Origin of the sequence: Denitraticella aggregata, from assembly GCF_048158365.1 — a bacterium.
Lineage (GTDB): Bacteria > Pseudomonadota > Gammaproteobacteria > Burkholderiales > Rhodocyclaceae > Azoarcus_F.
Window position 1 is genome coordinate 104,528 of sequence record NZ_JBLLNL010000004.1, and the last position, 24,116, is coordinate 128,643.

The window sequence follows — 24,116 nt, forward strand, 5'->3', positions numbered from 1 at the left end:
CAAGGGTTTTCTGACTGATGTTACGGCAGGTGCGCGTGAAACTTTAGCGAATCCGTCACGCCCGCTTCAGAAGCGGATCTCGACGATGCCGCCGCTGCGCGCGGTGCCGGTCACCACCTGTCCATTAGGCAGTCGCACCCGCACCGGTTCTCCGTCGGCCGCGCGGTTCAGTGCCCGGCCCTCGTTGGTGACGGTGAAGCCCGGTCCGCTGCCGAGGATCTTCACCGACTGCCCCTGCTGGACCGCTGGCGGCAGGCGCAGCATGTCCGCGCGCACCGTGTTGCCGGCGGCGACCGCATAACGCGCATGATGACCGATCGCCTGTGACAACTCGGTCAGCACGCTGGATGGCTGGGTCGCGAGGTCGCCGTACTCGGTCCTCAGGTCCTCCGGACCGACGATCTGCCCGGGGCGGATCGGTCGAGCGGTGACCAGGTATTCGTTCATGACCGCCACGCGCCCGGACAGATAGACCGACCAGGCCACCGGAGAATTGCAGCGCACGCCTACGCTGACCGCGCCCCATGCGCGCATGCCGGCCGGGAAGAAGGCTTCCAGCGACGTGCACACCGGCAGGCGGTTGGACGGATCCAGCGGACTCAGCGAGATCTCCACATAGCCCGGCAGACCCGCGGTCTCGCGTTCCAGAAAATCGCGTGCGACCTGCTGGACCGGTTCCGCGGGTTGCTGTGCCGAGGCCGGCGCAATCGTGACGCTCGCGATCAGCGCCACGAACCACAGGCGGAGCATGGATCGACGACGGGTCGGTTTTTTCGTGGGCATGGACGGATTGCATCACGGCAGGGGTGGCGAGGGCAACCTCGTCGTCGGGTTCGATCGTTTCGTCTGCCATGACGTCTCCCAGTGTAGTGCTGCACGCTGAGCCGCATTTGAGTTGGCGCTACACAACTCCCTCCCCTTCAAGCGGAGGGTTGGGGTGGGGATGGGTTCCGAGCAGCGTCAACAACAACCCATCCCCCTCCCAGCCTCCCCCTTGAAGGGGGAGGAGCCCTTTGGTTGCCACGCTCAGGATCAGTTGCATGATGGGCACTTCACTGCACAAGCGACCGGGCGTCCGAATCGCGGCGCATGCGAACGCACGCGCCGGCAAGTTTTGCCGCGAATCGGCAACGCGCGGGGCGGGGCGGCAACGCAAGCGGCGGAAATGGCCGGGAATTTCCGGCTTAATCGGCACCAGAGGCTTGTTTGCACGGGGCTAGCATGGCTGGCATGGAAGGTGCAATGGGTGCATTGACAGCGACCCGGTCGCAGCCATGTGCGGCACGCGGTCAACAGACTCGAGGTTAAGCATGAAAGCCCTGATCGACAACGCATTGAGTTTCCACCAGTCCGCGCTCAACGTTCAGGCGCAGCGCCAGCAACTGCTCGCGTCGAACATCGCGAACGCGGACACGCCGAACTACAAGGCCCGTGACATCGATTTTCGCAGTGCGCTGCAGGGCGCGCTCGGCAACCGCTTCGGCCCCCTGGCATTGGCCAGGACGTCCTCCGGTCATCTGCCCGATGCGGCCACCGGGCCGCTGCAGGGCCACATCGGCTACCGGCGCGAGCTGCAGTCCAGCGTGGACGGCAATACGGTCAACATGGATGTCGAGCGCGCCGCGTTCGCCGAGAACTCGATCCACTACGAGGCGAGCGTGACCTTCATCAACGGCATCCTGCGCGGCATGCAACGCGCGATCTCCGGTCAGTGAGGGAGCAGGCGGCGATGAGCATGTTCAACGTCTTCAACATTGCCGGCTCGGCGCTCAATGCGCAGTCGATGCGGCTGAACACGACCGCATCCAATCTGGCCAACGCCGACAGCGTCGTTGGCGCGGACGGTCAGCCCTACCGCGCCAAGCAGGTGGTCTTTGCTGCGACGCCGGTGGCGGGTCCGAACGCACAGGGCGTGACCGTGACCCAGGTGGTCGACAGCGCCGCGCCGATGCGGCTGGTGTACGAACCGGCCAGCCCTGCCGCCAATGCCGAGGGCTATGTGGAGATGCCCAATGTGAACGTGGTCGAGGAGATGGTGAATATGATCTCCGCGTCGCGCGCGTACCAGAACAACGTGGAAGTCATGAACACCGCCAAGACACTGTTGCAGCGCACGCTGGCCATCGGCCAGTGAGCGCGGCTGGCAGTGGTGACGGCGTCGGGAGCCTGAAATGAGCGTGATCGAGCAAACCAAGAGCGTACTGGCGAGCCTGGGCCGCAACGAGCCGGTCAACAAGAGCGTGAACGAGGATGCGCAGACGCGTTTCCTGACGCTGCTCACGACCCAGTTGCGCAACCAGGATCCCATGAATCCAATGGAAAACGCCGAGGTCACGTCGCAGCTCGCGCAGATGAGCACCGTGGACGGCATCGAGCGGCTGAATGCGATGTTCCAGAAGTTTCTGAATGCGCAGGAGTCAGCCGAGACCCTGAATGCCGCTGCCCTCGTGGGGCGGGGCGTGCTGGTGCCGGGCAGGGGCCTGATCCTGACCGAGGCGGGCGGCGTGGGCGGTTTCGAACTCGATCGACCGGCCGACGTCGTGAAGCTGAGCGTGCGCGATTCGGCCGGGCTGGAGGTCGCGTCGATCGAGCTGCAGGGACTGGACGCCGGCAGCCACAACTACGTGTGGGATGGTTCCGCGATCGACGGCCAACGCGCGGCCAACGGTTTGTACACGGTGTCCGTCGAGGCGCTGGCCGGCGGCGAAAAGACCACCTCCCGGGCCCTCGAATTCGGCCAGGTCACCGGCGTGATGCGCGGCCCGCACGGGGCGGACCTGCAGGTCGGCTCACTTGGCATCTTCCAGTTCAACGACATCAAACAGATCCTCTGATCAGGAGCACGGACCATGTCTTTCCAGCAAGGTTTGAGCGGGCTGGCTTCATCCTCCAAATCGCTCGACGTCACCAGCAACAACATCGCCAATGCGAGTACTGTCGGCTTCAAGTCGGCCAGCGCACAGTTCGCCGACGTGTTCGCGTCGGCACTGAGCGGTGCCTCCACCGGACTGCAGATCGGCATCGGCAGCACCATCAATGGTGTCCGACAGGCCTTCACGCAGGGCAATCTCGCGACGTCGAACAACCCACTCGACCTGGCCATCAATGGCAACGGCTTCTTCCGGCTCGAGCGCACCGACGGCTCGATTGCGTACACGCGCAACGGCCAGTTCGACATCGATCGCGACGGATTCATCGTCAGTGCGAGCGGGGACCGGCTCACCGGCTTCCCGGTGTCCTCGATCGTCAATGGCGTGTCGGTCTTCGAGGGTACGCCGAACACGCTGCAGATCGATACGTCCAACATCGCGCCGAGGGCGACGCAGGCGGGGGTGTCGATCACGGCCAATCTAGACTCCAGGGACCGGCTTCCGACCACGCTGACCCCGCCCGGTCCGGCCTTCGACCCGACGCTGGCCCCCGCGATTCCGGTCGAGAGCTACAACGCGACGACGTCGCTGAACGTGTTCGACAGCCTCGGCAACCCGCACTCGCTTACGCTGTACTTCATCCGTTCGGATCCGCCCGACAGTCTGGAGTGGACCGTGTGGGCCGGGCTGGACGCCGAGGAGCCGGTCGAGGTCACCGCCGGCGCGCCGCTGACTTTCAATTCGCAGGGCGTCATCGCGCCCGGGCAGCCCACCAGCTTCGACTTCGCCTGGGCGCTGGACAACGGTGCGGAGAACCTGCAGTTCCCCATCGATCTGCAGAAGGTCACGCAGTTCGGTAGTCCGTTCTCGGTCACGGCCTTGACGCAGGATGGTTTCACGACCGGCCAGCTGACCGGCATCGTGACCAATTCGGACGGCATCGTGCAGGGACGCTTCAGCAACGGTCAGACGCGGGACATCGGCAGGATCGTGCTGGCCAACTTCCAGAGTCCGAACGGTCTGATCTCGCTCGGCAACAACCTGTGGGGGGAGTCGCCGAACTCGGGGCAACCGACCATCGGCTCGCCCGGAACCGGAGTGCTCGGCGTGCTCAGCGCCGGGACGGTGGAGGAGTCGAATGTCGATCTGACCCAGGAACTCGTGAACCTGATCGTGCAGCAGCGTAACTATCAGGCCAATGCTCAGTCGATCCGGGCACAGGACCAGATCCTGCAGACGCTGGTGAACCTGCGCTGAGCGCTGACGGGCAAGGAGCCACGCCATGGATCGCCTGATCTATACCGCGATGACCGGGGCCAAGCACACGCTCGGACAGCAGGGCACGGTCGCGAACAATATCGCCAATGCCACGACCACCGGGTTTCGTGCGGAAATGAACAAGTTGCGCGCGGTCGAGGTGCAGACCGCCGCACACGCCACGCGTGCCTTCGTCGTCGATGCCAACGTCGCGACCGACTTTACGCCCGGCAGGCTGCAATTCACCGGCCGTTCCCAGGACGTCGCGATCGAAGGGAAGGGCTGGCTGACGGTGCGCATGCCGGACGGATCCGAAGCCTACACGCGCGATGGCAGTCTCGAGATCAGCCCGAATGGCGTGCTGCAGACGCGGGACGGTCGTCCGCTTCTGGGGGCGGAAGGGCCGATCACGCTGCCGCCGAACAACGAGATCACGATCGGACGCGACGGTTCGATCTCGGCCTTCCTGCCGGGCGAGGAGACGGAGATTGCCATCGTCGCGCGACTGAAGCTGGTCGATCCGCCCGAACAGGATCTGGTCCGTGGCGAGGACGGTCTGTTCCGTCGCCGCGACGGGCAGGTCGCGCCGGCCGACGAGGGCGTGCAACTGGCCCAGGGGTTCCTGGAGGGGAGCAACGTCAGCGTCGTGGACCAGATGGTCACGATGATCTCGCTTGCGCGCCAGTTCGAGATGCAGACCCGGCTGCTGCAGAACGCCGAAACCAACGATCGTGCGGCGGCGCAGATTCTGAGCAGAAGTTGAGGTCGACCAGGATGTTCGGCCGATTTGGACGGGATTCGCGGGGCTGTTCGGGCGATCGCGCCGGCTGGTACCGCCTTAGAGTGGAGATGCGTACCCGCAGTCCCGTCTTCCGGCACAGGAGTTCGACATGATTCGCTCGTTATGGACCGCCAGAACAGGCCTCGATGCCCAGCAGACCCAGCTGGACGTCATTTCCAACAATCTCGCCAACGTCTCGACCAATGGGTTCAAGCGCGCGCGCGCCGTGTTCGAGGATCTGCTCTACCAGACGATTCGTCAGCCCGGTGCGCAGCAGACCCAGCTCAACCAGATTTCCAGCGGTCTGCAGATCGGCACCGGCGTACGTCCGGTCGCGACCGAGCGGATCTATACTCAGGGCAGTCTGCAGCAGACGGGCAATGCGCTGGACCTGGCTATTCAGGGCAACGGTTTCTTCCAGATCGAGCAGCCCGACGGCACGATCGCCTACACGCGGGATGGTTCGTTCCAGCTCGACAACGAAGGTAACATGGTCACCGCCAGTGGCTATACGCTGACCGACAACATCAACATACCGCCCGATGCACTGAGCATCACGATCGGAAAGGACGGCACCGTCACGGTGCTGCAGGCCGGTCAGGTCGAGCCGATCCAGGTCGGAGCGATCCAGCTCGCGACCTTCATCAATCCGGCCGGCCTGCAGGCGGCCGGAGAGAATCTGTTCTTCGAAACCGCCTCCAGCGGTGTCCCGACGCCGAGCGAGCCCGGTTTCGACGGAGCGGGTGTCATCAATCAGGGCTATGTCGAAACCTCGAACGTCAACGTCGCCGAGGAGCTGGTCAACCTGATCGTGACCCAGCGTGCGTACGAGATCAATTCGCGGGTGGTGTCGACGTCGGACCAGATGCTCGCCCGGCTGACCCAGCTGTGAGGTGATTCCGATGCTGTTGATCCGAATACTGCCAGTCGTCGCACTGGTGTCGCTGTCCGGTTGTGCGGCGATCTACTCGACGCCGCCGACCGCGGTCCATCAGCCGATGACGGCGCGGCCCGCGTCGCAGGTTCAGGCGCCGATCGCCAACGGCGCGATCTTCCAGACCGCGCAACTAGCCGGTCAGGTGCGACCGCTGTTCGAGGACCGGCGCGCGCGCTACGTCGGCGATACGCTGACCATCAACCTGGTCGAACGCAACAATGCGCGGAAGGCCTCCAACGCGAATGCGAGTCGGGGTTCGAACATATCGGGGGGCATCACGTCGCTGTCCCGCGTCCCGCTGTCCGGCCTGGTGGGTCTGAACGTGGAGGCGGGTGCCGACTCGAGCTTCAACGGCAGTGGAGCGTCGGCCGCGAACAACGCGTTCAACGGCACGATCACGGTGACCGTCATCGAGGTCCTGCCCAACGGCAATCTGCTCGTGTCCGGCGAGAAACAGGTCGCGATCAACCAGGGCGACGAGTTCATCCGCTTCTCCGGCGTCATCAATCCCGAGACGGTGACGGCAGCCAATACGGTGCAATCGACGCAGGTGGCCGATGCGCGCATCGAGTACAAGGGCAGCGGCTACATCGACGAGTCGCAGCGCATGGGCTGGCTGCAGCGCTTCTTCGTCGCGCTGCTGCCGTTCTGACGGAGACCGATGATGACGACCCGTTCCTGCCTGATCCGGATCCTGCTCGTGACGAGCATGCTGCTGATCGCTTCCGGCCCGATGGCCGCCGAACGCCTGAAGGACATCGCCTCGATCGCCGGTGTGCGCGACAACCAGCTCGTCGGCTACGGGATCGTGATCGGTCTGGACAACAGCGGCGACCAGACCACGCAGACACCGTTTACGGTGCAGAGCATCATCAACATGCTAGGCAATATGGGTGTGGCGCTGCCGCCGGGCACCCGGCTGCAACTGAAGAACGTCGCGGCGGTGATGGTGACCGCCAGTCTGCCAGCGTTTGCGCGGCCGGGACAGCAGATCGACGTGACCGTGTCGTCGATCGGCAATGCCAAGAGCCTGCGCGGCGGCACGCTGGTGATGACGCCGCTGAAGGGGGCCGATGGCCAGATCTATGCGATGGCGCAGGGCAACATGCTGGTCGGCGGGGTGGGGGCGTCGGCCGGTGGGTCGTCCACTCAGGTCAATCATCTGGCGGCGGGCAGGATCCCGGGGGGGGCCACGGTCGAACGCAGTGTGCCGAGTTCGCTCGGACAGGGCGAGTTCGTGACGATAGAGCTCAAGGACACGGATTTCGGCAACGCCGGGCGGGTGGTGGATGCGATCAATCGGGCCACTGCCAGCGGCGTCGCGCAGGCTCTGGATGGACGCACGATACAGGTCCGGGCGCCGCTCGATACCAGCGATCGGGTGGCCTTCCTCGGCCGACTCGAGAATCTTTCGATCATCACGGAGCAGCAGACGGCCCGGGTCATCGTCAATTCACGCACCGGATCGGTGGTCATGAACCAGCGCGTCACGCTGCAGAATGCGGCGGTCGCGCACGGCAACCTGACGGTGACCATCGGGGTGGACACCGCGGTCAGTCAGCCGCAGCCGTTCGCCCGCGGCCAGACCGTGGTGACCCAGGACGCCGAGATCGACATCGACATGCCGCAGGCCAGCCTCATCAACGTGCCGGCCAGCGCGAGCCTGGCCGACGTGGTCAATGCACTGAACGCTTTCGGGGCGACGCCGATGGACCTGGTCAGCATTCTGCAGGCCATGCGCGCGGCGGGCGCACTGAGAGCCGAACTCGAGGTGATCTGATCATGGTTGCGCTGAACCAGCTCAACGTGATGGACCCGAACGCCTTCGGTGACCTGAAGCGTCTGGCGCGCGAGGGCAATTCACAGCAGGGCCTGCGCGCGACCGCCGAGCAGTTCGAGGCCATGTTCCTTCAGATGGCGCTGAAGGCGATGCGCGACGCGACGCCGCAGAACGGACTGTTCGATAGCGACCAGACCCGCATGTTCCAGTCACTGCAGGATCAGCAGATGGCGATGCACATGGCGCAGGGGCGCGGCGTGGGGCTGGCCGACGTGATCTTCCGCCAGCTCGGTGGGGAAGACCCTGGCGCGCGGGCGATGCCGCACGCCGGTGCCGACGGCAGGCGAGCGTTCGACCTTGCCAACGTGCCGCGTCGTGCGGCAATTTCTGCCGTGAGCCGTCGCCTGGCGGAAAACGCTGCCGAACAGGCGGCCAGCCTTGCCGGTCGTCCCGGTTTCGGCGTGCAGGACCCGGCGCTCGCGTTACTGACCCGGTCGCCGGTCGCAACAGGCGGGTCGGTCGGTGGAGCGGTCGACGCTCGTGCGCAGGGGACTGTCGTCGCACGTGCGGAGGACGCTCAGCACCGGTCCATCCCCGAGCGCGTCAAGGATTTCGTCAGCCGGGTCTGGTCCCATGCACGCGATGCCGGTCAGGCGCTCGGCGTGCCCGCGCAGTTCATGGTCGCGCAGGCTGCGCTGGAAACCGGCTGGGGCCGGGCGGAACTGCGCAGGCCAGACGGTTCGCCCAGCTACAACCTGTTCAACATCAAGGCCGGCCGCAACTGGACCGGGCCGGTCGTGGAGATGCCGGTGACCGAGTACGCCAACGGGCGCGCTTACACCGAGAATGCGCGTTTTCGCGCCTACGGATCCTACGATGAAGCCTTCCGCGATTACGTCGGCCTGATGCGCGACAGCGCTCGTTACGCCGGTGTGATCGGCCAGCGGGATGCGGCCGCATTCGCGCAGGGCCTGCAGGACGCGGGCTATGCGACCGATCCGCACTATGCCGACAAGCTGACCCGCATCATCGGGGGCCCGACGCTGCGTGCCGCGCTGGAAGGCTGATCGCGGCGGGCGTCGTGTTGCGATGAATTGGCAAGGAACTTGCTGAGCCTCATTCATACTGCAATCGAGGACCGACCATGGCCGGCATGCTCAACATCGGATTGACGGGCCTGAACGCTGCTCAGCTGCAGCTCAACACCACGTCGCACAACATCGCGAATGCGGGCACGCCCGGTTTCAACCGCCAGGGCGTGGTGCAGAGCACCAACGATCCGATGTTCACCGGCGTCGGTTTCTTCGGGCAGGGCACGCGTATTGCCGGTGTGACCCGGCAGTACAGCCAGCTTCTCGAGAACCAGGTGCTGTCGGCAGACAACCGGCGATCGGAGTTCGCGACCTACGCTGCGCAGATCGGGCAGATCAATAATTTGCTTGCGGATCCGTCCGCAGGGCTCGCGCCCACGCTGCAGGCATTCTTCGCCGGTGTGCAGGAAGTCGCGGCCAATCCGACCAATGTCGCGGCACGGCAGGCCCTGCTGTCGAGCGCCGAGTCCCTTGTCGGCCGCCTGCAGGGCATGGACGCCCGGCTGACCGAGATCCGTGCCGGGGCGGAGGGCGAGATCGCTGATTCGGTCGAGCTGATCAACAACTACGCCGCAAGCATCGCCGAACTGAACCAGCAGATCCTGAGGGCGCAGTCGGCCGGCCCCGCGGTGCCGGCCAACGATCTGCTCGATCAGCGCAATCAGCTCGTCGCCGAACTGAACCGGTACATCAGGACCACGACGGTGACCGAGCGCGACGGTTCGTTGAGCGTGTTCATCGGCTCCGGGCAGGCGCTGGTCCTGGGCCAGCAGGTGACCACACTCGCAGCGGTGCCGGACGGAGACGATCCGACCCGGCTGACGGTCGCGTTGCTGGCACCCGGCGGGCAAGCCATTCCGATACCCGAAAGACTGCTGACCGGGGGACAGCTGGGCGGGCTGCTCGACTTCCGCCGCGATTCCCTCGATACGGCCCAGAACCAGCTGGGTCTGATCGCGCTGGCGCTGGCCGAGACCTTCAATGCGCAGCATCGGCTGGGCCAGGATCTCAATGGCGTGCTGGGCGCGGATTTCTTCAGGAGTCCGTCGGTGGTCGTGCGTCCGACCGATGGCGCTGCGGTGTCGGTCGACGCTTCATCCATCGGGGCGCTGACCGGCAGCGATTACCGGCTGGAGTTCGATGGCGCGAGCTACGACCTGGTGCGGCTGTCCGACGGACAGCGCTTCACTGGCGTCACTCAGGGGGACGTTGTCGATGGACTGCGGCTGGATTCGCTGACGCTGGTCGCTGCGGGCGACAGCGCGCTGATCCAGCCCACGCGCTTCGCCGCGCGTGACATCGCGGTCGCCCTGACCGACGTACGCAGCATCGCCGCCGGCAACCCGGTGGCAGTGACGGTGCCGCTCGACAACGCCGGGACCGGCCGGGTCAGCGACATCGTGGTCCGGTCGGTAGAGGGCATGCAGACGACGGCGAGCGACCCGTTCTTTCCGCCCTTCACACTGCGGTTCGACGCCGCGAGCAACACACTCACCGGCTTGTCGGTGCTGCCCGACCCGGTCGATCCGGGTGCGCTGCCTGCGCCGGGTTTCTATCTCGCCGATGCGGGCTATGATCCGGCCACGGAGGGCACGGGCAAGTCGTTCTCCGTGCTTTACTGGAGTGGAAGCGAGCAGGCAGAGACCTTCGACTTCCGGCTCGCCGGCGCGACTGCGGATGGTGACGTATTCGCGTTCGCGGCCAGCGACAGGGGCGTTGCCGACAACCGCAACGCGGTGCTGCTCGGCACGCTGCAGACCGCGCGCGTTCTGTTCTCGGCCGGCGGCGAGCCGACGGCGTCCCTGCAGTCGGCGTATGCGCAGCTCGTGTCGGGGGTCGGCAACAAGACCCGCGAGGTGCAGGTCGGCGAACAGGCCCAGACAACGCTGCTTCGGCAAGCGCGCGATGCGCGCGATGCCTTATCGGGCGTGAACCTCGATGAGGAGGCCGCCAACCTCATACGCTACCAGCAGGCTTATCAGGCCTCGGGACGGGTGATGGCGATCGCGCAGCGGTTGTTCGACGAACTGCTCTCGATCGCCCGATAACGGAGTATGGGAAGATGATGCGCGTGTCCAGCAACATGATCTACGAGAAGGGTGTCGCGACGATTCAGCGACAGACCGCCGAACTGATCCAGACGCAGCAGCAGGTTGCGACCGGGCGCCGCATCCTGACGCCTGCGGACGATCCCATCGGTGCGGCGCGCGCGCTCGAAGTGAATCAGTCCCGGGCGATCAACACGCAGTTCATGACCAACCAGGGCTATGCGGAAGACAACCTGCGTCTGTTCGAGAACCGCCTGGTCGGTGTCGGCGACGTACTGCAGTACGTGCGCGAGCGCTCGATACAGGCCGGCAACGCATCCCTGTCGCCAGACGAACTGGCCTTCATCGCGAGCGACCTGCGCGCGCAGTTCGATGCGATGCTCGCGCTGGCGAACAGCCAGGATGCGAACAGTGAATACCTGTTCGCGGGCTACAAGTCGCAGACCCGTCCGTTCGAGGGCGGGTTCGGCGATGTCAGCTATCAGGGCGATCAGGGCACACGCACGATGCAGGTCTCTGCGTCGCGCTTCATGCCCGTCAGTCTGCCGGGGTCTGACATCTTCGCGACCGGCGCCTCGGCTGGATCGCGCGTGACGGTCGGCGAGACCGCCGGGATCGCGACACTGAGTCCGATGGGCGGCGCACCGGTCAACGACGGGCTTCGCTACGTGGTCACCGCGACGGCGGATCCGACGGTGTTCGACGTGACCCGGCTGTATCCCGGGCGCCCGCCCGAACCGGTCGATGCGGCCGATATCGCCTACTCGGCCGGACCGCCTGCCCAAGTCGCGTTCGATGGGATGAACTTCGAGCTCGGCGGCGTGCCTGTCGCCGGCGAGTCATTCGAGGTGTTCGTCGCGTCCGGCAGCCTGTTCGAGAACGTCGCCGTGTTCATAGACGCGCTCGAACGGCCGGGGCCCAGCGGCATGGCGGGCGGGGCGGTGGACTTCGCGCTGAAGACCCTGGATGCGGGTCTGGACAACGTGCTGCGCGTGCGCGCGCAGATCGGCTCGCAACTGGTCGAGGTAGACAACCTCAGGAACGTTGGCGGTGATCTGGACGTGCAGTTCGCACAGACGCTGTCAAGACTTCAGGACGTCGACATGGCCGAGGCGATCTCGCGCCTGACCCGGCAGCAGGCCTTTCTGGAGGCTGCACAGGCGTCGTTCGTGCGGGTCACCGGCCTGTCGCTGTTCAACTTCATCAACTGAGGACGGATCATGTGGCGTCGCCTCGTCATCATCGCCAGCCTGCCGCTCGGCGTCGGGTGCACGCTGCTGCAGGACTATGGCGGTCCGGTGGCCGGGGCGGTCGGCACCTACCGCATGGCTTCCGAAACCGACTACCTCGGCGCCGAATACTATGCCGGGGCGCTGATCGCCTACGCGATCTACGATCCGCTCGCGCCGACCTGGCGCATGACGGTGACCGAGCTCGATGAAAACCGGCTGCGCCTGGACATGCAGATGAAGCGCCTGGTGACCGGCGGGGAGGGCGAGGCACGTCGGATCTTCGATCGCACCGTCGAGAAGATCGTCGGGGACGGCGGTTTCGCCGGATACGAGATCCTGCGCTATGAGGAGGGCATCGACTCGACGCGGCCGTTCGCGCGGCGCTTCGCCAGCGGCGAGATCAGATTGTCGCGCTCGCAGATCTTTCCGGGCATGTGATTCCGCCAAGGCGCACTAGCCGCATCGCGCCGAACCTGGCGTTTTTAATCAGAGCCGCTACGCGTCTTTCAAGTCAAGGCGCGCAACATTTGGTCGATCGCATCGAATCCGATCTCGAACAGGCGTTGTACGACCGGCGCGAAGAAGCTCAGTCCGACCAGCAACACCACGAACCCGACCGTCAAGGTCACCGGGAAACCGACCGCGAACAGATTCAGCTGCGGTGCGGCACGGGTGAGCACGCCGAGCGCGATGTTGGCGATCAGCAGCGTCGCGATCATCGGCAGCGCGAGCAGCACCCCGGACGCGAACATCACCGACGCGTAACGAACGATGATCAGCCATCCGGCATCCTGGGTCGTCGCACCGACCGGCAGCCATTCGAAGCTCCGGACGAGCACCTCGATCAGCATCAGGTGCCCGTCCAGCGCGAGAAAGATCAGCAATGTCAGCAGGCCCATGAACTCGGCCACGACCGAAGTCTGGCCCCCGGTCTGCGGGCTGAAGAACACCGCGAACGAGAGCCCCATCTGCAGGCCGATCATCTCGCCGGCCAGATCGATCGCGGCGAAGAACAACCGCATCATGAACCCGATCGCGATGCCGATCAGGGCCTGATGCATCAGCACCCCGAGCGCGAGCCACGAGTCGGTCGGGATGGCCGGCATCGGTGGCAGGGCCGGCAATACCGCCATCGCTGCGGCCAGCCCGATGCCCAGCCGGATGCGTGCCGGCATCGCGCGGTTGCTCAGCACCGGTGCCGATGCCATCAGACCGAGCAACCGCGCCAGCGGGAACATCAATGCCGCGAGCCAGGCATCGAGCTGGGCCGCGCTGACGGCGAGCATCGGCGTGAGCTTCCGTCAGCCGATCACGTCCGGGATCGACACGATCAGCCGGGTCGCGAAGTCGGTGATCAGCGTGAGCATCCACGGTCCGGCGACGACCATCGCGATGAATATTGCGACCAGCTTGGGCACGAAGGACAGCGTCATCTCGTTGATCTGCGTGGCCGCCTGGAAAATGCTGACCAACAGGCCGGTAAGCAGGGCTGCCAGGAACAGCGGAGTGGCCATCATCAACGCGATTTCGACCGCCTGACGTCCGATGTCTATGACCATGCCGGGTGTCATGATGTGTTCTCCGTTTTCAGACTGCGAAGCTCTGGACCAGTGAGCCGATCAGCAGGGTCCAGCCGTCGATCAGCACGAACAGCATGATCTTGAACGGCAGTGAGACGATGACCGGCGACATCATCATCATCCCCATCGACATCAGCACCGAAGCGACCAGCATGTCGATGATCAGGAACGGGATGAAGATGATGAAGCCGATCTGGAAGGCGGTCTTCAGTTCGGACGTGACGAAGGCGGGGATCACGACGCGCATCGGCAGGTCTTCGGCCTGCTCGACCGGGGGTGTACCGGACAGGCGCGCGAACAGGCCCAGGTCTGCGTCCCGGATCTGTCTGAGCATGAAGGTCTTGACCGGATCGGATGCGCGGACCAGGGCTTCGTCGAACTGGATGTCGCCGACCGACATCGGCTGATAGGCCTCGGTGTAGACCCGCTCGGCAACCGGCGACATGATGAAGAAGGTCAGGAACAGCGCGAGACCGAGCAGCACCTGGTTGGGCGGCGAGGTCTGGGTGCCCATGGCCGAGCGCAGCAGCGCGAACACGATGATGATGCGCGTGAACGACGTCATCATCAGGATCACCGCCGGCAGGAAGGACAGCGCGGTGAGCAGCAGCAGGGTCTGGATGCTGAGGCTGTAGTTGGTGCCGCCGTCGGTCGTCGGCGTGCTGGTGAAGGCCGGAAGCCCCTGGGCCGATGCGGTGATCGGCACGAGCGCGATCAGCAGGGGCAAAAGCAGGCGGAACCGGTTCATTGGTTCATGCGCCCTGGTCGCGGCGATCGACGGAACGCCTGAGCCAGCGCGCGAACTCCCCCTCGCGGACCTCGCCTGGCACCGGGGCCAATGTGCGGACCACTTCGGCCGCTGGGAGCGTGTGCAGCGTGTTGACGCTGGCCGCGGTCACGCCGAGTACCAGGACCTTGTCGCCGACCTCGACCATCACGACGCGCTCGCGCGAACCGACTGCCACGCCGCCGAGCACCTTCAGGCCGGCCGCCTGGCCGCGCGGCAGCGACAGCCGCTTGATCAGCCACAGGCTGAGCAGCAGCAGACCGATGACCACGCCCAGTCCGAACACCATCTGGCCGAAGCTCGCGGCGAGGCTGGGAACCTCCTGCGACGCGCGCACGGGCAGCGCGGCTGTGCACAGCAGACCGGGCAGTGCGACGTGCAGGGGGAGCGAATGCGCTTTCAAGGCGGTTCCGGACGGGCTTCGTATGCTGCAAGCTTAGTCCCGGACCCGCTGCGATCGCGACCGGATTAAACGGGCAAAAACCGGACTATTCGCGGCTTTGTGACGGTGCTGCGGAAAGGGATGCCTCAGCCACTGCCAGGCGGCTGTCGAAGGCGTCGCCTCGGATCGGTGCAGTGGAGGAGCGGAGCGGTAAGGGGCTAGCCGCGAATCTTGCGCATGCGCTCGGCCGGCGTGATGATGTCGGTGAGCCGGATGCCGAACTTCTCGTTCACGACGACGACTTCCCCCTGCGCGATCAGCGTGCCATTGACCAGCACGTCCATCGGCTCGCCGGCCAGCCCATCGAGTTCGACCACCGAGCCGTGCGCGAGCTGCAGCAGGTTGCGGATCGACAGCTTGGTGCGCCCGAGTTCGACCGTCATCTGCACCGGGATGTCCAGGATCATGTCGAAATCGTTGAGCGATCCACCCTTGCCGGCGGATGCGCCGAAATCGGGAAAGAGCTGACTCGCCGGTTTGGCCTGATAGGGGGATTCGGCGGCGGCCGCGAGTTCGGCGGCGACCCTTTCGGCTTCCGCGTCGGCCGCACCGCTCTCGACCGCGGCCTGCTCCATCATCGCGGCAGCCCAGTCGTCGTCGGTAATCTGGTTTTCGTCAGCCATTTTGATCTCCGTTCGGCGGAACATCGCCGTCCTGGTTCGACACGAATCGCTCGACCCTGACCGCATAGCGCCCGCCGCGGGTGCCGCAGCGCAGTTCCATGATCGGCACGCCGTCCACCTCCCCCTTCAGCAATTCGGGCACGTCCAGCGGCACCACGTCGCCGACACGCATGTTCACGATGTCGCGCAGCGTGACGTCGGCGGTGCCCAGATTGCACACGATCTCGACATGGGCGGTCTGCAACTGCCTGGTCAGCAGCTTGAGCCAGCGATTGTCCTGGGTCAGGTGGTCGCTCTGCATCGTCGAATACAGCAGGTCGCGTATCGGTTCGAGCATCGAATACGGCAAGCACAAGTGCATGTCCGCCTGCGAGCCACCGAACTCGAGCGTGAATGCGGTCGACACCACGACCTCGGACGGGGTGGCGATGTTCGCGAACTGCGAATTCATCTCGGAGCGCACATACTCGAGCTCGATCTTGACCACCGGCGCCCAGGCTCGAGCGTATTCGGTGAAGACCACGCCGAGCATGCCCTGGATGATGCGCTGCTCGGTCGGTGTGAACTCACGCCCCTCGACCCGCGAGTGGAAGCGGCCGTCTCCGCCGAACATGTTGTCCACCACCAGGAACACGAGGTTCGGGTCGAACACGACCAGCCCCGTTCCGCGCAGCGGTTTGACCTGGATCAGGTTGAGGTTGGTCGGCACCACCAGGTTGCGGACGAATTCCCCGTACTTCTGCACCCTGATCGGCCCGATCGAAACGCCGGTGCTGCGATGCATGTAGTTGAACAGCCCGATGCGCAGGTAGCGCGCGAAGCGCTCGTTGATCAGTTCCATCGTCGGCATGCGGCCGCGGACGATGCGCTCCTGCGTCGCCAGGTTGTAAGGACGAACACCATTCTCGTCCTCGATTTCCTCCGGCTCGTCGGACTCTCCGGACACGCCCTTGAGCAGGGCATCCACTTCGTCCTGGGAGAGAAAGTCGGAAGACATTGCGCGCGACCCCTACTGGACGATGAACGAGTTGAACAGCACGGCCTGGACCGGCCCGGCAGCCCCGCCCGGCGGCGCACCGAGCACGCGGTTGATCTCGCTGGCGATCTGTTCGGCGAGATCCTCGCGACCCTGCAGCGTCGCGACTTCGGACGGCAGCTTGCTGGACAGCAACAGATTGATGCGGTGACGGATCTCGGGCATGAAATTGCGCAGATTGTCGCCGGTTCTGGCGTCCGGCACCCGCAGCGCCATGACCACCTGCAGATAACGGTCACCTTCCTCGGGCGACAGGTTCACGACGAAGGGGTCGAGGCTGAGGAAGACGGGCGGTTTGGACAGGTCCACGCCGGCGACGACAGCGGCACCCGCGCCATCGCTGGCGGAGTCCGCGGACCCGCTGCGCTTCATCAGCAGCAGCACCACGAGCGCGCCTGCGATGAGCACGATGACCAGCACGACGACGAGCAGGACGATGACGAGCTTCTTCCCCTTGCCCTTCAGGGGCGCTGTCGCTGCAGGTTCTGTCTTCGCGGGGGCCGGGGCCTTCGCCATGTATTTCTCCTGGATTCCCAGAGTGATTATGCGTCACCGGCACGCTGCGCGAACCTGCGAATAATGAGGCAGAGCCCCCTCAATTCGGCTGCTTCATCATGCGAACGTGTCGATCACGCCCGCACCGGCGCGCGGCCAGTTGTCACCGGTGCCCATCATCGGCAGTGCGATATTGGCCTGTCCGGCGGCGTTACGAGCCAAACCGAAGGCGCGACGTGCCGACGACATGCCCTCGTCGCCAGACGCCTGCCGGTCGCTCGACGTGCTGACATCGGCCTGCCCGAGGTTGATGCCTGCCTGTTGCATCAATTCACGTAGTCTGGGCAGGGCCTGTTCGAGTGCATCGCGTGCAGCGGCGGTCGAGGTCACGAAGTGCGCAGTCGTCTGTTCGCCACTGACCTGTATCGAAATGCCGAGTTTACCCAGACTCGGCGGTGTTAGCACGAGTTCGGCACGACTTTCGCCGCGGCCGACCAGCCACACCATGCGGCTGCCGATATCCTCGGCCCACGCGCGCTGGCCGGCGGGCGTGTGGATCTGCAGCTGCGGGATGTTGGCAGGCTCGCCGCGCAGGCCCGGGATCACGCCGGTGTGGGCGATGCCCGAAGCGGGCTGTCCGTCGGCCGCGACCGCCTGAAGTGCCGCGGCTGGCACGCCGGGTAACTGGGCGTGGGCACCGGTCTGAGCGCTCAGCGTCGTCGCGACCTGCGCGACGCTGCGACCCGGGGCGCCGGCGCCGGGGAGGAAATCGGTCTTCCATTGCCGGACCACGGCGTCCTTCGCGGATCCGTCGTCCGCGCCGTCGGGGGAGGCGCCCGTCGTCGCGTCGCCCTTGAGCAGCGTCGCGAGAACGGTGCCGGGTGGCTTCCAGGCGATGCCGTCGGTGCTGCCGTCGTCCGCAGTGGTCGTCACATCGGTTGGCAGACCCTGGCTGTTCGCGCCCTTGGCCAGCGCGGCAATGATGGCGGTCAGTGCGGCAAGGTTTGCCGGAATGCCGGCCGTGATTGCCGGATCGATCTCGCCGTCATCTGCGGCCGTGGGTACCGCGGCTGGATCCTGCAGTTCGGCAGTCGGCGGCTGCGCGGCGAACGCGGGTAGCTGGGGTGGCTCGTCTCGCGGTGCCTGCGCATCGCCATCCGCCGCCAGGTCCTGCTGCCCGGACGGTTGCGCGGCGGACGCGGGTACCTCGGGCGCCCCGTCTCGTGTTGCCTGCGCATCGGCCGGCGTCGCGTCGCTTCGCTTCGTGCCGGACGCGTGGGGGGCGGCCGAAGCGGATGACGCCTCCGGTGAACCGCTTTGCGGCGAAGCCGCTTGTTCCGCGCCTGTTCGGGCGGGCGGGTCCGAGGGGCGACGCGCATCGCCGGTCGAACCCGGCTCGCCGCGTCCAGCCTCCGGGCGGGCGCTGCGGTCCGGGCCGGGCGGGGCGCTGCTGTGCTGCTGATTGCCAACGCTTTGCTCGAATATTCGCGAGAAACCGGGGCTTCCGGCGGGGTTGCTCGAGGCCGGCTGGATCGCGGCCAGTATGGTGTGCACCGCTGCGCCGGATCCGCGATTCATAACGGGATGGGTCATGACTGATCTTCCGGGTGATGTCTTCAGCGGATGAACAGCAATCCCCGTGCCAGCGAGCGTACTCCCGTGATGGGCTCGTCTCTGTCTCGCGCGGCAGGCGCCGTCGGGTTCCAGGACACGCCGCAGCCGTCGTCCCTGGGACGCTCAGGTGTCCCCGTGCCCGTGCGTTTCGCGGTGGCGTCGCGCGGAATGCTCGTCGAGCAGTGATTGCTCGGCCTTGCCTTCCCGGCGGTGCTCGGCCACCCGGTGGCGGTCATGCAGCGTGTCGAAGGCCTTGACCTTGTTGCGTTGCTGCATCCATGCCTGCCTGCCGGCGCTGGTGTTCTTCTGCGACTGATCGAGCTGGGTTCGCTGCACGTCTATCGCGTCGTCGATCCGCGCGATGAACACGCTATAGTTACGCATCGCCTCGACGCCGATCCCGTCGTTCAAAGCTTCGCGAAAACGTTCCTCGTACTCGGCGCGATAGCGTTGCAGCAATTCGAGCTTCTTCGCGCTCTCCTGCTCGCGGGCCATCAGTTCGCCGAGGTCACGCGTCGCGTCATTGAGGCGATTCCTGCTGAGGTCGAGCAGGGGCTTGAATACGAAGGGTCTGGTCATGGGGCCGAGGTCTTGTCCATACCGCTGCATTGGGATGCGAAGCTTCGCGCGCGAGGGTTGTCCGCACAGGCTTGCGTCGCACTCCCAGGATTGGGCGCTATTATGCAGCGGTCAAGTGCAGGTCGGCAAACAGCTTCGAAAGCTTGCCGGCCGCATCCGGGAAGTTCTCGCGCTCGTCGATGCGCTGTTGCAGATAGGTCTCCAGCGCCGGGTAGGTCGTCACCGCCCGGTCGAGGAGGGGATCCGAGCCTGGTTGATAGGCGCCGACCGCGATCAGGTCGCGCGAGCGCTGGTAGCGCGAAAACAATTGCCTGAACTGCCGTACGGCATCGAAGTGCTCGGCACTGACCAGATTGTGCATCGCGCGTGAGATCGACTGTTCGATGTCGATCGCAGGGTAATGGCCCTGATCGGCGAGCGTGCGCGACAGCACGAAGTGACCGTCCAGGATCGCGCGGGCCGCATCGGCGATCGGATCCTGCTGGTCGTCGCCTTCGGCCAGCACCGTGTAGAACGCGGTGATCGACCCGCCGCCGTCGCGGCCGTTGCCCGCGCGCTCGACCAGCGCGGGCAGGCGCGCGAACACGCTGGGCGGATAGCCGCGCGTAACCGGCGGCTCGCCGATCGCGAGCGCGATCTCGCGCTGCGCCATCGCGTAGCGGGTCAGCGAGTCCATGATCAGCAGGACCTGACGGCCCTGATCGCGAAAGTACTCGGCGATCGTCGTTGCATAGGCGGCGCCCTGCAGACGCATCAGCGGGCTGGTGTCCGCAGGTGCGGCGACCACCACCGACCGGGCCCGCCCAGCGTCGCCGAGGTTCTCCTCGATGAACTCCTTGACCTCGCGTCCCCGCTCGCCGATCAGGCCGACCACGATCACGTCGGCCGAGGTGTAACGCGCCATCATGCCGATCAGCACCGACTTGCCGACCCCCGATCCGGCGAACAGGCCCAGGCGCTGCCCGCGACCGATGGTCAGCAATCCGTTGATTGCGCGAATGCCCACGTCGAGTACCTGCCGGATCGGTGCCCGCACCAGCGGGTTGATCGGCCGGCTCTGCAGCGAGCGGCTGGTTTCGGCCTCGATCGGTCCCAGACCGTCGAGCGGCCGGCCGGCGCCGTCGACCACCCGACCGAGCAGGGATTCGCCCACCGGCAGATGTTTGGCGCGATCGGACGTGCGTCGCCGCGGTTCGATGCCGTCGCCCAGCCGCGGGGCGGCCGGCATGGGTTCGATCGGGAAGACCGGGGCGCCCGGCGACAGGCCGAACACGTCGTCGGTCGGCATCATGTAGAGCCGGTCGCCATTGAACCCGACCACTTCCGCCTCGACTTCGCCACCGCCGAGTGTCGCGATGCGACAGCCGGAGCCGAGCGGCAGCTTGATGCCGGCCGCCTCCATCACCAGACCGTTGATCCGGGTGAGGCGCCCGGACATCTGGAACGGTTGCACCGCGCTCGCCAGGGCGACGCTGTTGGTCAGGTATTTATGCCATATCCGTGCGTGATCGTTCACGCCTCGTTCTCCCAGTCGGTGTCGGTGCGTCCCATCCCCTGCAGCACTCGCCGCCAGCGGGTCTCGACGGTGGCGTCGATCTCGCAGCCGGCCGACTCGAGCCGGCAGCCGCCGCGGTGGATACCGTCATCCTCGACCAGCGTGTGATGACCCTGCTCGAGCTGGTCTTCGAGGTATTCGCGCACCAGCGCTGCGTCGTCCGGATGGATGCGGATGCGGGCCTTGCCCTGGGGCAACTGCTGCAGCGCCTCGCGCACGGTTTCGGAGATCGTGGTCGGATGGTCGGCCAGCGTATGCCGGACGACCTGCCGGGCGATCGCCACGGCGAGCGCCGCTACTTCCTGCGCGATGTCGCCGTCGATCAGGTCCAGCGCTGCATCCATGTTCCTGACCAGTTCGGCCAGCCTGTCCGCCTGCTGCCGTACCTCGGCCTGCCCGTCGGCCAGGCCCGCGCTGCGGCCCTCGTCGAAACCGGCCTGGTAGCCCTCGTCGTGGGCGTGTTCGTACATCCGTTCGATCTCTTCGGCGGTCGGAAGCGCGAACATCGGTTCGGCGGCTGCGGCATGCGGTGGCGGCTCGGCGGCAGGGGCGACGGGCGGGGTGTCCGCCTTCGCCGCAGGTTCTCCCGGCACGGCCGGGTCCGTCTCCGTGCGTTCGTCGAAGGACTCGGGACGCCAGCGCTGGTAGGCGCCGACCGCCTGGTGACGGGTGACGGTCATGCGTCGCTCCGCCGCGGATCGACGTCAGATGAATGCATCCTCGCTTCCCTTGCCGCCCAGCATGATCTGGCCTTCTTCGGCCAGTCGTCGGACCGTCTTCAGGATCTCCTTCTGTTCGGCCTCCACTTCGGACAGGCGCACCGGACCCTTCGCTTCCAAATCCTCGCGCAGCATCTCGGCCGCACGCTGGGACATGTTCTTGAAGATCTTTTCGCGCAGTTCCGGGGCGGCGCCCTTGAGTGCGACCACCAGCGAGTCCGACTGTACCTCGCGCAGCAGCGTCTGGATGCCGCGGTCGTCGATGTCCAGGATGTTCTCGAACACGAACATCTCGTCGAGAATCCTCTGAGCCAGTTCCGGATCGTATTCGCGCACGTTGTCCAGCACCGCGGTCTCGGCCTGGGCTCCGACGAAGTTCAGGATCTCGGCCGCGTGGCGCACGCCGCCCATCGCCGCCTTTTTGACCGACGACGTACCCGACAGCATGCGGGTCAGTGCCTCGTTCAGCTCCTTCAGCGCGATCGGCTGCACGCCGTCCAGCGTCGCGATGCGCAGGATCACGTCGTTGCGCAGCCGTTCGCCGAAATGCTTCAGGATCTCGCCCGCCTGGTCGAATTCCAGGTGGACCAGGATGGTCGCGATGATCTGCGGGTGCTCGCTGCGGATCAGGTCCGCCGCCGTCGCGGCATCCATCCATTTGAGGCTCTCGATGCCGGCGGTGTCCGAACCCTGCATGATGCGCGCGATGATGTGCCCGGCACGGTCGTCGCCGAGCGCCTTGGTCAGCATGTCGCGGATGTGCTCCTCGTTGGCCTCGATCGGGGCGCCCTTGTCGAAGTGTTCCTCGAGTTCGTCGATGACCCGCTCGACCCGGTCCCGCGGCTGGGCCGACAGCGCGGCCATGGCCATGCCGAGTTTCTGGACTTCGCGCGGACCCAGGTGTTTGAGCACCTCGGCCGCCTCGTCGGCGCCCAGGGTCATCAGAAGCAGGGCGCTTTTTTCCACGCCCTCTTCAGCGGAGCTCATTTCCTGCCCTCTTCATTGCCGCCCATCCATTCCTTGATCAGACTTGCGACGACCCTGGGATCGTTCTTCGCCAGGTTGCGCGCCCAGGCGAGCCGCTCGTTGAAGCCCGCCTGCGCGCGGCCGCCCAAGCTGACCGTGAAGTCCTCGCCTTCCCCTGCGCCGGCTGCCTCGACCGCAGCGGCTTCCCTTTCGGCCTGCTGGTCGATCGCGCCGGACACACTCCTGATCAGCGGGCGGATCACGCCGAAGAACACCAAGGCCAGCACCGCCGCCACAAGCAGATACTTGAACACTTCCTTGGCGAGGTCAATGATGGCCGGATCCTTCCACATCGGGGGCTCGGGGAAGGCGTCCTCCTCCCCGGGCGCGAACGGCGCGCTGGACACGTTCAGCGTGTCGCCGCGTGCCGGGTTGAAGCCCATCGCCTCGCGCACCAGGTTCGTGATGCGCGCGATGTCGGCTTCGCTCGGCGCGACTGTCCGGGTCTGTCCGTTGGGCAGTGTCTCGGTGCGATGGTTCACCACCACGCCGACCGACAGTCGCCGGATCTGGCCGGGTGCCTGGCGCACGTGCTGGATGGTCCGGTCGAGTTCGTAATTGAGCGTGGCCGAGCGATTGCTGTTCAGCGGCAGACCGTTTTCACCGGGCGTGCCCGGCACGGCGGGTTCGGTGATCGGTGCGGTGGCCGGCACCGGTGGCTGATTCGTCAATGCGCCCGGGACGCCGATCGGGCCCGGATCGCGCGACAGCTGCTCTTGGGTCTGCTGGCTGCGAATCGCCTGGTCGGGCGACGGATTCGGTTTGAAGGTTTCGGCGGTTTCCTCCACCTGGTTGAAATCCAGATCGGCGGTCACCTGCGCGCGAAAATTACCCGCTCCGACAAGCGGTGCGAGCAGCGTGTCGATGCGCCGTACATAGGTCTCCTCGACTTCGCGCACGAAACCGAGTTGCGTCGCGTCCAGGCCCGCGCTGCGCATCGGGTCGTGGCCCTGCGTGAGCAGTTTGCCGTTCTGGTCGACCACGCTGACCCGGTCGGCCGACATCTGTGGCACGCTGGACGAGATCAGATGCACGACGCCTGCGACCTGCGCCGGCTCCATGGCCCGGCCAGGGTAGAGGTTCACCATCACGGATGCCGACGGATGCTGCACGTCACGCAGGAACCCGCTTTGCCGTGGCAGGGCCAGATGTACTCGGGCCGATGCGACCGAGGAGATCGACTGCACGGTACGCGACAGTTCACCCTCCAGCGCGCGCTGGAAGTTCACCTGTTCCAGAAACTGGGATACGCCGAGGCGCTGGTTCTCCATCACCTCGAAACCGACCAGGCCACCCTTGGGCAGCCCCTGCGCCGCCATGCGCAGGCGGACCTCATGCACCTGGCCAGAAGGGATCATGATCGCGGTGCCGCCCGGCGAGACACGGTACGGAATGTTCTGCTGTTGCAGGGCGTTGATGATCGCGCCGCCGTCGCGTTCGTCCAGATTGGCGAACAGCACCGCGTAATCTGGGGTACGGCTCCACAGCCATGCGCCGATGACCAGCGAGAGCGCGAGCGCGATCGCCGCCGCGGCGGACAGTTTCTGGCGCTGGTCCAGTTCGTTCAGTCGTTGCAGGATCTGCGGCGTTGCGGTCCCGGCCTGTGCTGCTGCGGCGGTGTCGGCGGTGGCCATGGCGATTTCCTCGGATTGCCTGGTGCGTCA

General features: G+C 65.9%; 26 protein-coding genes. 12 read left to right on the forward strand and 14 right to left on the reverse strand.

Annotated features, from left to right (window positions below):
• Window positions 1–66: 66 nt before the first annotated feature.
• Window positions 67–783 carry a flagellar basal body P-ring formation chaperone FlgA gene (gene flgA / locus ACKVEX_RS07000; protein ID WP_473214987.1) on the reverse strand — a complete coding sequence of 239 codons (717 nt, stop codon included), beginning with the start codon at window positions 781–783 and terminating at the stop codon, window positions 67–69.
• 527 nt (window positions 784–1,310) lie between these two features.
• On the opposite strand from flgA, the gene flgB reads away from it, so the two are divergent.
• The 12 genes from flgB (at window position 1,311) to ACKVEX_RS07060 (ending at window position 12,434) form a co-directional block, all read left to right on the forward strand.
• Entirely contained in the window at window positions 1,311–1,715 is a 405-nt protein-coding gene (flgB, locus tag ACKVEX_RS07005) for a flagellar basal body rod protein FlgB (protein WP_473214988.1), read from the forward strand.
• 14 nt (window positions 1,716–1,729) lie between these two features.
• On the forward strand, window positions 1,730–2,134 hold the full coding sequence (gene flgC, locus ACKVEX_RS07010; protein WP_473214989.1) for a flagellar basal body rod protein FlgC: 405 nt from the start codon (window positions 1,730–1,732) through the stop codon (window positions 2,132–2,134).
• A gap of 37 nt (window positions 2,135–2,171) precedes the next feature.
• A complete protein-coding gene (locus ACKVEX_RS07015) occupies window positions 2,172–2,834 on the forward strand; it encodes a flagellar hook assembly protein FlgD (protein ID WP_473214990.1) in 663 nt (220 codons plus the stop codon).
• Between the two features lie 15 nt (window positions 2,835–2,849).
• Window positions 2,850–4,127 (forward strand): flagellar hook protein FlgE, encoded by a 1,278-nt coding sequence (gene flgE, locus ACKVEX_RS07020; protein WP_473214991.1) that lies wholly within the window; start codon window positions 2,850–2,852, stop codon window positions 4,125–4,127.
• Between the two features lie 25 nt (window positions 4,128–4,152).
• Window positions 4,153–4,890 carry a flagellar basal-body rod protein FlgF gene (gene flgF / locus ACKVEX_RS07025; RefSeq protein WP_473214992.1) on the forward strand — a complete coding sequence of 246 codons (738 nt, stop codon included), beginning with the start codon at window positions 4,153–4,155 and terminating at the stop codon, window positions 4,888–4,890.
• Window positions 4,891–5,017: 127 nt separating this feature from the next.
• Entirely contained in the window at window positions 5,018–5,800 is a 783-nt protein-coding gene (flgG, locus tag ACKVEX_RS07030) for a flagellar basal-body rod protein FlgG (protein ID WP_473214993.1), read from the forward strand.
• 10 nt (window positions 5,801–5,810) lie between these two features.
• On the forward strand, window positions 5,811–6,497 hold the full coding sequence (locus tag ACKVEX_RS07035; protein ID WP_473214994.1) for a flagellar basal body L-ring protein FlgH: 687 nt from the start codon (window positions 5,811–5,813) through the stop codon (window positions 6,495–6,497).
• 57 nt (window positions 6,498–6,554) lie between these two features.
• Complete coding sequence (locus ACKVEX_RS07040) at window positions 6,555–7,625, forward strand: flagellar basal body P-ring protein FlgI (protein ID WP_473215118.1); 1,071 nt, start codon at window positions 6,555–6,557, stop codon at window positions 7,623–7,625.
• 2 nt (window positions 7,626–7,627) lie between these two features.
• Entirely contained in the window at window positions 7,628–8,692 is a 1,065-nt protein-coding gene (flgJ, locus tag ACKVEX_RS07045; RefSeq protein ID WP_473214995.1) for a flagellar assembly peptidoglycan hydrolase FlgJ, read from the forward strand.
• Between the two features lie 77 nt (window positions 8,693–8,769).
• A complete protein-coding gene (flgK, locus tag ACKVEX_RS07050) occupies window positions 8,770–10,764 on the forward strand; it encodes a flagellar hook-associated protein FlgK (RefSeq protein ID WP_473214996.1) in 1,995 nt (664 codons plus the stop codon).
• Between the two features lie 14 nt (window positions 10,765–10,778).
• A complete protein-coding gene (gene flgL, locus ACKVEX_RS07055) occupies window positions 10,779–11,975 on the forward strand; it encodes a flagellar hook-associated protein FlgL (RefSeq protein WP_473214997.1) in 1,197 nt (398 codons plus the stop codon).
• Window positions 11,976–11,984: 9 nt separating this feature from the next.
• Window positions 11,985–12,434: a hypothetical protein gene (locus ACKVEX_RS07060; RefSeq protein WP_473214998.1), complete on the forward strand. Its 450-nt coding sequence runs from the start codon at window positions 11,985–11,987 to the stop codon at window positions 12,432–12,434.
• A 68-nt stretch (window positions 12,435–12,502) separates the two neighbouring features.
• Here ACKVEX_RS07060 and fliR read toward each other — a convergent pair whose 3' ends face one another.
• The 13 genes from fliR to fliF all read right to left on the reverse strand — a co-directional run bounded on the left by fliR (window position 12,503) and on the right by fliF (window position 24,086).
• Entirely contained in the window at window positions 12,503–13,282 is a 780-nt protein-coding gene (gene fliR / locus ACKVEX_RS07065; RefSeq protein WP_473214999.1) for a flagellar biosynthetic protein FliR, read from the reverse strand.
• Between the two features lie 15 nt (window positions 13,283–13,297).
• Window positions 13,298–13,567: a flagellar biosynthesis protein FliQ gene (fliQ, locus tag ACKVEX_RS07070; protein ID WP_473215000.1), complete on the reverse strand. Its 270-nt coding sequence runs from the start codon at window positions 13,565–13,567 to the stop codon at window positions 13,298–13,300.
• Window positions 13,568–13,583: 16 nt separating this feature from the next.
• Window positions 13,584–14,324, reverse strand: a complete 741-nt coding sequence (gene fliP, locus ACKVEX_RS07075) for a flagellar type III secretion system pore protein FliP (RefSeq protein WP_473215001.1) — start codon at window positions 14,322–14,324, stop codon at window positions 13,584–13,586.
• A gap of 4 nt (window positions 14,325–14,328) precedes the next feature.
• Window positions 14,329–14,766, reverse strand: coding sequence for a flagellar biosynthetic protein FliO (fliO, locus tag ACKVEX_RS07080; RefSeq protein WP_473215002.1), 438 nt, complete (start codon window positions 14,764–14,766; stop codon window positions 14,329–14,331).
• A 197-nt stretch (window positions 14,767–14,963) separates the two neighbouring features.
• Window positions 14,964–15,428 carry a flagellar motor switch protein FliN gene (gene fliN, locus ACKVEX_RS07085; RefSeq protein WP_473215003.1) on the reverse strand — a complete coding sequence of 155 codons (465 nt, stop codon included), beginning with the start codon at window positions 15,426–15,428 and terminating at the stop codon, window positions 14,964–14,966.
• The gene (gene fliM, locus ACKVEX_RS07090; RefSeq protein WP_473215004.1) at window positions 15,421–16,425 is read right to left on the reverse strand and encodes a flagellar motor switch protein FliM; all 1,005 of its coding nucleotides are present in this window, start codon (window positions 16,423–16,425) and stop codon (window positions 15,421–15,423) included. Before fliM ends, fliN begins: the two co-directional genes overlap by 8 nt.
• A gap of 12 nt (window positions 16,426–16,437) precedes the next feature.
• Entirely contained in the window at window positions 16,438–16,980 is a 543-nt protein-coding gene (locus ACKVEX_RS07095; RefSeq protein WP_473215005.1) for a flagellar basal body-associated FliL family protein, read from the reverse strand.
• 96 nt (window positions 16,981–17,076) lie between these two features.
• Complete coding sequence (locus tag ACKVEX_RS07100) at window positions 17,077–18,552, reverse strand: flagellar hook-length control protein FliK (protein ID WP_473215006.1); 1,476 nt, start codon at window positions 18,550–18,552, stop codon at window positions 17,077–17,079.
• A gap of 144 nt (window positions 18,553–18,696) precedes the next feature.
• Window positions 18,697–19,152 carry a flagellar export protein FliJ gene (gene fliJ / locus ACKVEX_RS07105; protein ID WP_473215007.1) on the reverse strand — a complete coding sequence of 152 codons (456 nt, stop codon included), beginning with the start codon at window positions 19,150–19,152 and terminating at the stop codon, window positions 18,697–18,699.
• 100 nt (window positions 19,153–19,252) lie between these two features.
• Window positions 19,253–20,650, reverse strand: a complete 1,398-nt coding sequence (gene fliI / locus ACKVEX_RS07110; protein ID WP_473215119.1) for a flagellar protein export ATPase FliI — start codon at window positions 20,648–20,650, stop codon at window positions 19,253–19,255.
• Window positions 20,651–20,664: 14 nt separating this feature from the next.
• Entirely contained in the window at window positions 20,665–21,387 is a 723-nt protein-coding gene (locus tag ACKVEX_RS07115; protein WP_473215008.1) for a flagellar assembly protein FliH, read from the reverse strand.
• Between the two features lie 24 nt (window positions 21,388–21,411).
• The gene (gene fliG / locus ACKVEX_RS07120) at window positions 21,412–22,413 is read right to left on the reverse strand and encodes a flagellar motor switch protein FliG (protein ID WP_473215009.1); all 1,002 of its coding nucleotides are present in this window, start codon (window positions 22,411–22,413) and stop codon (window positions 21,412–21,414) included.
• Complete coding sequence (fliF, locus tag ACKVEX_RS07125) at window positions 22,410–24,086, reverse strand: flagellar basal-body MS-ring/collar protein FliF (protein WP_473215010.1); 1,677 nt, start codon at window positions 24,084–24,086, stop codon at window positions 22,410–22,412. Before fliF ends, fliG begins: the two co-directional genes overlap by 4 nt.
• Window positions 24,087–24,116: the final 30 nt, after the last annotated feature.